A 12,092-nucleotide genomic window follows, 5' to 3' on the forward strand; every position below is an offset into this window, starting at 1 on the left:
GCCGCCAGGGACCCGAGCCTCTGGGGGCCGGCGGCCGAGGCGTCGGCCCGCGCCCGGTCGGGCTGGCTGGACACCCACCACCGCAGCCGCGAGCTGCTCCCCCAGCTCGCCGAGCTGACCGCCGAGCTGGCCGACCTCGACCACGTGGTGCTGGCCGGCGCCGGTGACGTGACGCTCGCCGCCGAGGTGATCGCCGGGTGCCTGGACCGACCGCTGACCGTGCTCGACACCGCCGATCCGGGTCCGGTCCGGGCGGCGCTGGCCGACCGGCCGGCGCGTACCGTGCTGGTGCTCGCCGGCCGCGACCTGGACCGGACCACCGACGCCCACCTGCGGGTCTACCGGCAGGCGTGGCGGGACGCCGGGCCGGAGGCGGTCCGGCACGTCGTGGTGGTCACCGAGCCCGGCTCGGCGCTGGAGGCGCTCGCCGACGAGCTGGGCGCGGTGGTGATCCCGGCCGAGCCGGGCGTCGGCGGGCCCTGGGCCGCGCTCACCGCGTTCGGCCTGGTTCCCGCCGCGCTGGCCGGCGCGNGCCGAACTGATCGACGAGGCCGCGGCCCTGGGCGGCGCGCTCGACCGGGACCGCGACAATCCGGGCCTCGCGCTGGGCGCGGCCCTGGGCGCGGCGGCCGGCGACGGCCGGGCCACGGTCGCGCTGGTGCCCGACGGCACCGGCCTGGACGGGCTCCGCCACTGGGTTGCCGCGCTGCTCGCCGCGGCGACCGGCGGGCGGGTGCTACCGATCGCGGTGGAGTCCCCCGACGCGCCCGGCGCCACCGGCGCGGGCGTGCTGACGGTCGACCTCGGCGGCGCCCTCGGCCCGGGTGCGGGGCCCGGCGTGGCCGCCGACGTGGCGGTCAACGGCCCGCTCGGCGCGCACTTCCTGGCCTGGGAGTACGCCGCCGCGGCCGCTGCGGTGACGCTGCGGGTCGACCCGTTCGCCGAGCCGGCGGGCACCGCGGACGACGACGCGCCGGCACCGGACACCGGCCCGCCGTCGTCGGTCGAGGGCGCGATCGAGGTGTACGCCCCGGCCGGCGCCCCCACCGACCTGGCCGGCGCGCTGCGGTGGCTCGGCGACGGGCCGGACTCCGACGCGCACCTCGCGATCACCGCGCACCTGGACCGGCGGGCCGACTCGGCGGTGGCCGGGCTGCGCCCCCTGCTGGCCCGGGCCACCGGTCGGCCGGTGACCTTCGGGTGGGGCCCCCGCCACCCGGGCCACACCGACGGGTCGGGCGGGCACCTCCAGATCACCGGTGCGGTCACCGATGATCTGGAGGTGCCCGGTCGCCCGTACACCTTCGGGGAGCTCCAGGCGGCCCAGGCCGCCGGCGACCGGCGGGCGCTGGCCCGCCGGGAGCGACCGGTGCTGCGACTGCACCTGACCGAGCGGGCGGCGGGCGTCGCCCAACTGCTGGATACGGCCGGACGGACACGTACGTGACGATCATTGACCTGGAATCAGCGGACCGAGATGCAGGAGGAGGTGGCCCGGTGAACCCGCTACGCGACCCCCAGGACCGGCGGCTGCCGCGGATCCCCGAGCCGTGCGCCCTGGTGATCTTCGGGGTCACCGGGGACCTGGCCCGGAAGAAGCTGCTGCCGGCGGTCTACGACCTGGCCAACCGGGGGCTCCTGCCGCCCGGGTTCGTGGTGCTGGGCTTCGCCCGCCGGGACTGGGGCGACGGCGACTTCGAGTCGCTGGCCCACGAGGCGGCCAAGAAGCACGCCCGCACCCCGTGGCGCGAGGAGGTCTGGGCCCGGCTCGCCGGCAACATCAAGTTCGTCGGCGGCTCGTTCGACGACGACGCCGCCTTCGACCAGCTCGCCACGACCCTGGACGAGCTGCGCAACTCGCACGGCATCCACGGCAACGCCGCCTTCTACTTCTCCATCCCCCCGGCGGCCTTCCCGGTGGTGCTCAAGCAGCTCGCCCGCACCGGCATGGCGGACAACGAGAAGTCCGGCGGGNGCTCAACGACCTGGTCGACGACGTCTTCACCAGCCAGGACGTCTTCCGCATCGACCACTACCTGGGCAAGGAGACGGTCCAGAACATCCTGGCCCTGCGGTTCGCCAACAACCTGTTCGAGCCGCTATGGAACTCCAAGTACGTCGACTCGGTGCAGATCACCATGGCCGAGGACGTCGGCATCGGCACCCGGGCCGCGTTCTACGACTCCGTCGGCACCGCCCGCGACGTGCTCCAGAACCACCTGCTCCAGTTGCTGGCGCTGGTCGCGATGGAGGAGCCGACGAGCTTCGACGCCGACGAGATCCGGGCCGAGAAGCTGAAGGTGCTCAAGGCCATCGCCGTGCCCCGGGACATCGCCGGGGACACCGTGCGCGGGCAGTACCTGCCCGGCTGGGTCGGCGGTGAGCGCGCCAAGGGCTACCTGGAGGAGGACGGCGTCCCGGAGGGCTCCACCACCGAGACGTACGTGGCGGTGAAGCTGGCCATCCAGAACCGGCGGTGGGCCGGGGTGCCGTTCTACATCCGCGCCGGCAAGCGGCTGCCGCGCCGGGTCACCGAGGTGGCCATCATGTTCAAGAAGGCGCCGCNCGGGTGCAGCCGGACGAGGGCGTGGTGCTGAAGTTCGGCTCCAAGGTGCCGGGCACCACCATGGAGGTCCGCGACATCGCGATGGACTTCCAGTACGGCGAGGCGTTCACCGAGTCCAGCCCCGAGGCGTACGAGCGGCTGGTGCTGGACGTGCTCATCGGCGACCGCACGCTGTTCCCGGACGCCGCCGAGGTCGAGCAGAGCTGGCAGGTGGTCGACCCGCTGGAGCATGCCTGGGAGGGCACGACGCCGGAGCCGTACCGGGCCGGCGAGTGGGGTCCCCGGGCCGCCGACGAGATGCTGGCCCACGAGGGCCGGGCTTGGAGAAGAGCATGATCGGGCTGTGGGACACCACCGGCAACGAGGTGGTGAAGGCGCTGGCCGCCGAACGGCGCAGCGCGGGCGGGGTGGCCAGCGGCATGGCGCTCACCCTGATCGTCGTGGTGGACGAGAAGCGGGTCCGGGAGGCGGAGGCGGCCGCCACCATCGCCGCCGCCGCGCATCCCTGCCGGCTGCTCGTGGTGGTCCGCTCCGACGTGGAGCGGGACCGCAACCGGCTGGACGCGGAGATCGTCGTGGGCGGCCGGCTCGGGCCGTGCGAGGCGGTGGTGACCCGGATGTACGGCCGGCTGGCGCTGCACGCCGAGTCCGTGGTGATGCCGCTGCTGGTGCCGGACGTGCCGGTAGTGACCTGGTGGCACGGCGAGCCGCCGGACGAGATCGCCACCGACTTCCTCGGCGTGGTCGCCGACCGGCGGATCACCGACTCGGCGCAGGCCGCCGACCCGATCGCCGCGCTGCGGCAGCGGGCCCGCGACTACGCCCCGGGCGACACCGACCTGGCCTGGACCCGGATCACCCCGTGGCGCACGCTGGTCGCCGGGGCGTTCGACACCACCCAGGCCCGGGTCACCGAGGCGACCGTGGTGGCGCCGCCCACCGACCCGACGGCGGCGCTGATGCAGGGCTGGCTGAAGGCCCGCCTCGGCATCGACCCGTCGTGGGAGCACACCGGCGAGTTCCCCCGGATGCGCGAGGTGCAGCTCCGCTGCGCCAACGGCGACGAGTTGACGCTGACCCGGGACGACAGCATCGCCGTCTTCCGCCGTACCGGGCAGGACGACCGGACGCTCCCGCTGGTCCGCCGGCCGCTCGGGGACGAGCTGGCCGAGGAGTTGCGCCGCCTCGACGCCGACCAGGTGTACGCCGAGGCGCTCGGCGCGACGGCCGGGCTGACCGGGCTGGACCAGCGCCCCGCCCAGCGGGTGCACGTCTGGAAGGATCCGGCGACCGCACGGCGCGCGGAGGCCGGCGTGACCGCGCACGCGGGCGCGACGGCGAACGAGTGACCGCCCGGACCGGGCGGTCGACCGGCACGGATGACCGCCACGGGGCGGTCGGAACACGAGGGCAGGACGGATGACCGAGGCGAGTGTCGCCGTACACGCCGACCCCGACCTGCTGGCGCAGGCGGTGGCGGCCCGGCTGGTGGTGAAGCTGCTCGACGCGCAGGCCGAGCGTGGCCAGGCGTCGGTGGTGCTGACCGGCGGTCGGATCGCCGCGGCGGTCTACCGGGCGATCGGCGAGCTGCCCGCCCGGGACGCCGTCGACTGGTCCCGGGTGGACGTGTGGTGGGGTGACGAGCGGTTCCTGCCGGCCGGTGACCCGGAGCGCAACGAGACGCAGGCCCGGGCGGCGCTGCTGGACACGGTGCCGCTCGACCCGGCCCGGGTGCACCCGATGCCGGCGTCGGACGGCCCGGCCGGCGACGACCCGGAGGCGGCCGCCGCCGGGTACGCGCGGGAGCTGGCCGCCGCCGCCCGGCCGGGTCACGCCGCGCTGCCGCACTTCGACGTGCTGATGCTCGGCGTGGGCGAGGACGGGCATGTGGCGTCGGTGTTCCCGGAGCACCCGGTGCACCACGACAACCGGCCGGTCAGCGCCGTGCGGGGCAGCCCGAAGCCGCCGGCGGTGCGCACCACGTTGACGCTGCCGACGATCAACACCGCCGAGGAGGTCTGGCTGGTCGCCGCCGGGGCGGACAAGGCCCGGGCGGTGAGCATGGCGCTGGCCGGCGCCGGGCCGGTGCAACTTCCGGCGGCCGGGGTGCGGGGCGTCTCCCGTACCCTCTGGCTGCTGGACCGCGCGGCGGCGGCCGACCTTCCGCTGCGTGCCCGCAGCTTGCGGTGAAAGGAGGGGCCCCGCTTAACGCCCACGGTATAGGCGGGGCCCCTTCTTAACGCCCCTCAGGCGCGACCGCGACGGCGGCGCAGCGCCGCGAGGGCCTCGGCGAGCAGCGCCTCACCCTCCTCCGGCGTGCGCCGCTCCTGGACGTACGCCAGGTGGGTCTTGTAGGGCTCGGCGCGCGGGCGGCCCGGCGGGTTGCCCGGTTCGGGGCCGGCCGGCTCCCCGCAGCGGGGACAGTCCCACGACGTGGGGGTCTCCGCCTCGGCGGCGATCAGGAACTCGACCCGGTGCTCGTGGCGGCACCAGAAGACGACCGGCCGGCGCGGAGCCGGCTCGGCACGCTGGTCGAAGCGCTCCGGGGCGGACCCGATCCGGGTGCCGCGGATGACGTTGTTGCTGGGCACGATTGCGCACTCCCTGTCGTCGGAGGGGGACCGTCGTCGGGAGGGATCGGCGACGGGCGACGGGCGGAGAAACAAAACTGCGCGCGGTCCGTGACGGACCNCGCTGGCCATTTGCAGCCGCAGCCAGAGCCCGAGGCCGACGATGCAGGCGAACCAGACGATCCCCACCAGAACGGTGTAGCGGTCGAGGTTCTTCTCGGCCACCGAGGAACCGGCCAGGCTGGAGCTGACGCCGCCGCCGAACATGCTCGACAACCCGCCGCCCTTACCGCGGTGCAGGAGGATCAGCAGGGTGAGCAGCACGCTGGTGATGACCAGCAACGTGATCATCGTGTAGGCGAACCAGATCGGCATGGCGGGGGTCAGTCCTCTCGTTGCGATCACTGCCCGGACCTGTCGGGCACTGCGGCACCGGCCGGTGGACGGGCAGCGTCAAGGATAGCGAGCGATCAGCGGGCCGTGTGCTCCGGGAACCGACAGATCTGCGCGAACTCCTCCGCGTCCAGGCTCGCGCCCCCCACCAGAGCGCCGTCCACGTCCGGCTGAGCCATGATCGCGGCGACGTTCGACGCCTTCACCGACCCGCCGTAGAGGATCCGGACCTGCTCCGCGGTGGTCTCGTCGTAGGTCTCCACGAGCCGCTTGCGCACCTCGCCGCAGACCTCCTGCGCGTCCTCCGGCGTCGCCGTCTTGCCGGTGCCGATCGCCCAGACCGGCTCGTACGCGACGACGACCTTGGTGACCTGCTCCGCGGTGAGCCCCTTCAGCGCGCCGTCGAGCTGGTCGCAGCAGTGCGGCACCTGCTTGAGCTGCTCACGGATCTCCAGCCCCTCGCCGATGCAGAGGATCGGGGTGAGCCCGTTCGCCAGCGCCGCCGCCACCTTCGCGTTGACCAGCGCGTCGTCCTCGTAGTGGAACTGCCGCCGCTCGGAGTGCCCGACCGTCACGTAGGTGCAGCCCAGCTTGGCCAGCATCGACCCGGCGATGTCGCCGGTGTACGCGCCGGACGCAAACGGCGACAGGTCCTGCGCGCCGTAGCCGATCAGCAGCTTGTCGCCGTCCACCGCGGTCTGCACGGTACGCAGGTCGGTGAAGGGCGGCAGCACCACGCACTCGACGTCGGTGAGCTGCTTCTCGGTGAGGCTCGCGGCGAGCTTTTGCACCAGCAGGTTCGCCTCGAGGTGGTTCAAATTCATCTTCCAGTTGCCGGCCATCAGCGGCCGGCGGGTGGTGCTCGCCATTCAGTTCTCCAGAGCCGCGATGCCGGGGAGGGTCTTGCCCTCCAGGTATTCCAGGGACGCGCCGCCGCCGGTGGAGATGTGCCCGAACGAGGACTCGTCCAGGCCCAGGGCCCGCACCGCCGCGGCGGAGTCGCCGCCACCGACCACGCTGAACGCGTCGGCCTTGGTGATCGCCTCGGCCACGCCACGGGTGCCGTTGGCGAACGCCGCCATCTCGAACACGCCCATCGGGCCGTTCCAGAAGATGGTCTTCGCCTGCGACAGCACGGCCGCGAAGCCGGCCACCGTCTCCGGGCCGACGTCCAGGCCCAGCCGGTGGCTGGGAATGCCGTCGGCGGGCACGGTGTCGTGCGCGGCGTCCGGGGCGAAGGCGTCCGCGGCCACCACGTCGACCGGGAGCATGATCTTGCCCGGGGCGCGCTCCAGCAGGTTGCGGCAGGTCTCGACCATCTCCTCCTCCAGCAGCGACGTGCCCACCTCGTGGCCCTGGGCCTTGAGGAAGGTGAAGCACATCCCGCCGCCGATGAGCAGCCGGTCGACCGTGGGCAGCAGCGCCTCGATCACGGCCAGCTTGTCGGAGACCTTCGACCCACCGAGCACCACCACGTACGGGCGCTCCGGCTCGCCGGTCAGCTTGCTGAGCACCTCGACCTCGCGCAGCACCAGCCGGCCGGCGACGTGCGGCAGCCGCGCCGGCACGTCGTGCACGCTGGCGTGCTTGCGGTGCACCGCGCCGAACGCGTCGTCGACGTACGCGTCGCCGAGCGCGGCGAGCTGGTCGGCGAACGCGCCCCGCTCAGCGGAGTCCTTGCTGGTCTCACCCTTGTTGAACCGCAGGTTCTCCAGCAGCGCGACCTGACCGTCGGCCAGCCCGGCCACGGTCGACCGCGCGGAGTCACCGACGGTGTCCTCGGCGAAGCTCACCGGGGCACCGAGCAGCTCGCCGAGCCGCCCGGCGACCGGGCGGAGGCTGAACTGCGGGTCCGGCGCGCCCTTCGGGCGGCCCAGGTGCGAGCAGACGACCACCTTCGCGCCGGCCTGCACCAGCGCGCTCAGCGTCGGCAGCACCGCGCGGATGCGCCCGTCGTCGGTGATGTCACCGGTCTGCTTGTCGAGCGGGACGTTCAGGTCGGCGCGCACCAGCACGCGCCGACCCGACACCCCCTCGGCGAGCAGGTCGTCGAGGTTGCGGATGCTCACAGAGCCGGCCCTCCGTTCGTGACTGCGGGGCTCGCAAGCTCACTCCTCGCACTCACAGGGAGCTACCGACCAGCTTGACCAGGTCGACGAGGCGGTTGGAGTAGCCCCACTCGTTGTCGTACCAGCCGACGACCTTGACCTGGTTGCCGATCACCTTGGTCAGCGGCGCGTCGAAGATGCACGACGCCGGGTCGGTGACGATGTCGGCGGACACGATCGGGTCCTCGTTGTAGACCAGGATGCCCTTGAGCGGGCCGTCCGCGGCGGCCTTCAGCGCGGCGTTGACCTCGTCCACGCTGGTCTCCCGGCCGACCTCGACGGTCAGGTCGGTGGCCGAGCCGGTCGGGATCGGCACCCGCAGCGCGTAGCCGTCGAGCTTGCCCTTCAGGTCCGGCAGGACCAGGCCGATCGCCTTCGCGGCGCCCGTCGAGGTCGGCACGATGTTGAGCGCGGCGGCCCGGGCGCGGCGCAGGTCCTTGTGCGGCGCGTCCTGGAGGTTCTGGTCCTGCGTGTACGCGTGGATGGTGGTCATCAGACCCTTGGTGATGCCGAACGTGTCGTGCAGCACCTTCGCCATCGGCGCGAGGCAGTTGGTGGTGCAGGAGGCGTTCGAGATGATCGTGTGCTTGGCCGGGTCGTACTGGTCCTGGTTGACGCCCATGACCACGGTGACGTCCTCGTTCTTCGCCGGCGCGGAGATGATGACCTTCTTGGCCCCGCCGTCGATGTGCGCCTTCGCCTTGCCGCCGTCGGTGAAGAACCCGGTCGACTCGATGACGACGTCGGCGCCGACCTCGCCCCACGCCAGCTTCGCCGGGTCCTTCTCGGCGAACGCCTTGATGGTCTTGCCGCCCACGGTGATCTCGTCGGCGGTGGCCTTCACCTCGTGCGGGAGACGGCCGAGGATGCTGTCGTACTTGAGCAGGTGGGCGAGCGTCGCGTTGTCGGTCAGGTCGTTGACCGCCACGACCTCGATGTCGGCGCCGGACGCCAGCACTGCCCGGAAGAAGTTGCGGCCGATCCGGCCGAAGCCGTTGATGCCAACCCGGATGGTCACAGGTCCCATCTCCTCGCGTTCTGGTCCGCCGGCGTCAGACCACAGCCGGCGGAAGTGTGTGCGCCGACCGTTGGAGCCGGCCGTTGACGATTCATCTCGGCCACCCCGCCGCGGTCCGTTCCAGACCTGACCGCCCGAGGCGGTGAGAGCGGCGAGGAGTGCCTGTTCGGCCCCCTTGCCGTACTCATCGACCCTATCCGAGCGCGCGGCGGCCCGCTGCGGCGGGTGGTGATCCCGCTCGCGCGACGTCGCCCCACCGTCCTATCAGACCACGAGCATGTCCGGCGTGACGGCCGCTTCGGTATCCGGGATGCCCAGGTCACGGGCCCGCTTGTCGGCCAGCGCGAGCAGCCGGCGGATGCGGCCGGCGATGGCGTCCTTGGTCAGCGGCGGCTCCGCCAGGGCACCCAACTCCTCCAACGAGGCCTGGCGGTGCTCCAACCGCAGCCGGCCCGCCGAGGTGAGATGGTTGGGCGCGTCGTCGGCGAGGATCTCCAACGCCCTGGTGACCCGGGCGGCGGCGGCCACCGCGGCGCGGGCCGAGCGGCGCAGGTTCGCGTCGTCGAAGTTGGCCAGTCGGTTGGCGGTGGCGCGCACCTCCCGGCGTACCCGACGCTCCTCCCAGGCCAACACGCTGGAGTGCGCGCCGATGCGGGTGAGCAGCGCGGCGATCGCGTCACCGTCCTTGACCACGACCCGGTCCACGCCGCGCACCTCGCGGTTCTTCGCGGTGATGCCGATCCGGCGGGCGGCCCCGACCAGCGCGAGCGCCGACTCCGGCCCCGGGCAGGTGATCTCCAACGCGCTGGAACGCCCCGGCTCGGTCAGCGAGCCGTGCGCCATGAACGCGCCCCGCCAGGCCGACACCGCGCAGCAGACGTTCGCGGCCACCACATGCGGCGGCAGGCCACGCACCGGGCGGCCCCGCACGTCGAGCAGGCCGGTCTGCCGGGCCAGCGCCTCGCCGTCCTTGACCACCCGCACGATGAAGTGGCTGCCCTTGCGCAGGCCGCCCGAGGCGAGCACATGGATCTCGCTCGGGTAGCCGTACACCTCGGCGATCTCCCGCCGCAGCCGGCGGGCCACCGCGCCGGTGTCCAGCTCCGCCTCGACCACCACGCGACCCGACACGATGTGCAGGCCGCCGGCGAAGCGCAGCAGCGCGGCCATCTCCGCCCGCCGGCAGCAGGGCTTGGGTACGTCGACCCGACTCAGCTCGTCCTTGACCGCAGCCGTCATCGCCATTCCAGCGCCCCCTCAGGACCGGTTCCGGCGTGTCGCCGGTGATTACGTACGTGTCTAACGATCGGCGCCCAGGACGGGCACCAGTGCGGCGCCCAGTGCGGCTGGATCATGACGGGGTGTGCCGTCGGTGACGGCGACGGGGGCGAGGACCAGCCGGGCACCCAGAGATTCTGCCGCACGTTCGACCGCCGCGGGGTCACCCACCGCCGTGCAATCCGCGAGCACCAGATCCACCTTCAGCTCGGGCAGGTAGCGCCGCAGCGTGTCCAGGTGCTCGGGCAGGGAGAGCCCGGATGTCTCCTTCTCGGCCACCAGGTTGAGCGTGACCAGCCGGCGTGCCGGACTGGAGACGATCGCGTCGGCCAGGCCCGGCACCAGCAGGTGCGGGAGCACGCTGGTGTACCAGCTCCCCGGCCCGAAGATCAGCCAGTCGGCGGCGCGTACCGCGGTCACCGCCTCGGCGCACGCGCCCGGCGCGGCCGGGGTGAGCCGCAGCGACTCCACCGTGCCCGCCGTGACCGCCACCTGGTGCTGCCCACGCACGGTGCGCACCTCGTCCGGGCGGGCCGGGTCGACGCCGCGGACCCGGGCCTCGATGCCCACCGGCTGCCGGGACATCGGCAGCACCCGCCCGACCGCGCCGAGCATCGCGCCGGCGTGGTCCAGCGCGGCCACCGGGTCGCCGAGCAGCTCGGTCAGCCCGTGCAGCAGCAGGTTGCCGACCGCGTGGCCGGCCAGCGGGTCACCCGCGCCACCGGCCGGCGCCCCGGGCACCGGCGGCGGCGCGGCGGCGGCGAAGCGGTGCTGGAACAGCGCCGCGCTGCGCCGGGTCGCCGGATGGTCCCCGGCGAGCGCGACCAGCGCCTGCCGCAGGTCACCCGGAGGAAGGCCGCCGCGCTCGGCGCGCAACCGGCCGCTGGAGCCACCGTCGTCGCCGACCGTGACCACCGCGGTGATGTCCAGGTCCAGTCCGGGTACGCAGTGTCGCAGCGCCCGCAGCGACGCCGACAGGCCGTGCCCGCCGCCGAACGCCACCACCCTGGTCGGGTTCACTCCCGCCCCAGGTCCCGGTGTTGCGGGTTGGCGGCGATGCCGGAGGCCCGCAGCCGGACGGCCAGCTCCTCGGCGATGGCCACGCTGCGGTGCTTGCCGCCGGTGCAACCGACGGCCACGGTCAGGTAGCGCTTGCCCTCCCGCTCGAAGCCGGCGGTGGTGGCGTTGACCAGGTCGGCATAGCCGGCCACGAAGGCGTCCGCACCCTCCTGACCCAGCACGTACGCGCTGACCGCCTCCTCCCGCCCGGTGTGCTCGCGCAGCTCCGGCACCCAGTACGGGTTGGGCAGGAACCGGGCGTCCATCACGAAGTCGGCGTCCGGCGGGAGGCCGTACTTGAAGCCGAACGACAGCACGGTGATCCGCAGCCGGCGGGCGTCCTCACCGCCGAACAACTCCTCGACCCGGCGACGGAGCTGGTTGACGTTGAGGTGGCTGGTGTCGATGATCACGTCGGCCTGGTCGCGGGCCTCCTCCAGCAGCGCCCGCTCGACCGCGATGCCGTCGGCCAGCCGCCCCTCGCCCTGCAACGGGTGCGAGCGGCGCACGCTCTCGAACCGCCGGATCAGCACCTCGTCGTCGGCGTCGACGAAGACCACCCGGGGCGAGAAGCCGCGCTCGCCCAACTCCCGGATCGCGCCGGCCAGGTCCGTGGAGAAGGCGCGGGAGCGCACGTCCAGCACCATCGCGGTACGCCGGGCCGCGCCGCCGGCCTTGGACGCCAACTCGGCCATGTCCAGCAGGAGCGCCTGGGGCAGGTTGTCGACCACGTAGTAGCCGACGTTCTCCAACGCCCGGGCCACCGTGCTGCGCCCGCCGCCGGACAGGCCGGTCACCACCACCAGGGAGGTGTCCGACTCGGTCGGCGCGGGCCGCCCCAGCGGTGTCTCCGCGTTCGTCGGCACCAGGTCGTCCGCCGTGCGCGCCTCGCTCACCCGTACCCCCAGCCGTGGCGCCGCGGCCGGTCGGCCGCGAATGGTCAGTCGCCGACTCTAACGGCTGCGACCCCGCCCGGGATTCCACGGGGTGACCACCGGAACAGGGGGTTGTCCGGTTTCCTGCTCGTCGTCCGACCCGGGGCCGAGCGAGCCGCGAGCCGCGAGCCGCGAGCCGCGAGCCGCGAGCCGCGAGCCGCGAGC

At 73.6% G+C, this 12,092-nt stretch carries 9 protein-coding genes and 3 pseudogenes; 4 read left to right on the forward strand and 8 right to left on the reverse strand.

Annotation, left to right across the window (positions count from 1 at the left end; genetic code table 11):
- From B1205_RS14760 to pgl, 4 genes and pseudogenes are all read left to right on the forward strand, one after another.
- Window positions 1-1,447: pseudogene (locus tag B1205_RS14760) on the forward strand (glucose-6-phosphate isomerase); the annotation flags it as partial.
- 50 nt (window positions 1,448-1,497) lie between these two features.
- Window positions 1,498-2,902 (forward strand): annotated as a pseudogene (gene zwf, locus B1205_RS14765) (glucose-6-phosphate dehydrogenase).
- The gene (locus B1205_RS14770; RefSeq protein ID WP_089156138.1) at window positions 2,899-3,915 is read left to right on the forward strand and encodes a glucose-6-phosphate dehydrogenase assembly protein OpcA; all 1,017 of its coding nucleotides are present in this window, start codon (window positions 2,899-2,901) and stop codon (window positions 3,913-3,915) included. Before zwf ends, B1205_RS14770 begins: the two are co-directional and overlap by 4 nt.
- A 70-nt stretch (window positions 3,916-3,985) precedes the next feature.
- The gene (pgl, locus tag B1205_RS14775; RefSeq protein ID WP_089156139.1) at window positions 3,986-4,756 is read left to right on the forward strand and encodes a 6-phosphogluconolactonase; all 771 of its coding nucleotides are present in this window, start codon (window positions 3,986-3,988) and stop codon (window positions 4,754-4,756) included.
- Between the two features lie 56 nt (window positions 4,757-4,812).
- Here the strand turns inward: pgl and B1205_RS14780 are convergent, their stop codons facing one another.
- The 8 genes and pseudogenes from B1205_RS14780 to rapZ form a co-directional block, all read right to left on the reverse strand.
- Window positions 4,813-5,157, reverse strand: coding sequence for an RNA polymerase-binding protein RbpA (locus tag B1205_RS14780; RefSeq protein ID WP_089156162.1), 345 nt, complete (start codon window positions 5,155-5,157; stop codon window positions 4,813-4,815).
- Between the two features lie 102 nt (window positions 5,158-5,259).
- Window positions 5,260-5,511 (reverse strand): annotated as a pseudogene (gene secG, locus B1205_RS14785) (preprotein translocase subunit SecG); the annotation flags it as partial.
- A gap of 95 nt (window positions 5,512-5,606) precedes the next feature.
- A complete protein-coding gene (gene tpiA / locus B1205_RS14790; protein WP_089156140.1) occupies window positions 5,607-6,398 on the reverse strand; it encodes a triose-phosphate isomerase in 792 nt (263 codons plus the stop codon).
- On the reverse strand, window positions 6,399-7,598 hold the full coding sequence (locus B1205_RS14795) for a phosphoglycerate kinase (protein WP_089156141.1): 1,200 nt from the start codon (window positions 7,596-7,598) through the stop codon (window positions 6,399-6,401). It lies immediately after the preceding gene.
- Between the two features lie 52 nt (window positions 7,599-7,650).
- Window positions 7,651-8,655, reverse strand: a complete 1,005-nt coding sequence (gap, locus tag B1205_RS14800; protein WP_089156142.1) for a type I glyceraldehyde-3-phosphate dehydrogenase — start codon at window positions 8,653-8,655, stop codon at window positions 7,651-7,653.
- A gap of 264 nt (window positions 8,656-8,919) precedes the next feature.
- Complete coding sequence (gene whiA, locus B1205_RS14805) at window positions 8,920-9,900, reverse strand: DNA-binding protein WhiA (RefSeq protein ID WP_018788213.1); 981 nt, start codon at window positions 9,898-9,900, stop codon at window positions 8,920-8,922.
- A 54-nt stretch (window positions 9,901-9,954) separates the two neighbouring features.
- Window positions 9,955-10,953, reverse strand: coding sequence for a gluconeogenesis factor YvcK family protein (locus B1205_RS14810; protein WP_089156143.1), 999 nt, complete (start codon window positions 10,951-10,953; stop codon window positions 9,955-9,957).
- Complete coding sequence (gene rapZ / locus B1205_RS14815; protein ID WP_176308606.1) at window positions 10,950-11,858, reverse strand: RNase adapter RapZ; 909 nt, start codon at window positions 11,856-11,858, stop codon at window positions 10,950-10,952. Before rapZ ends, B1205_RS14810 begins: the two co-directional genes overlap by 4 nt.
- Window positions 11,859-12,092 lie beyond the last annotated feature (234 nt).

The organism is Micromonospora sp. NBS 11-29, from assembly GCF_002140155.1.
GTDB lineage: Bacteria > Actinomycetota > Actinomycetes > Mycobacteriales > Micromonosporaceae > Micromonospora.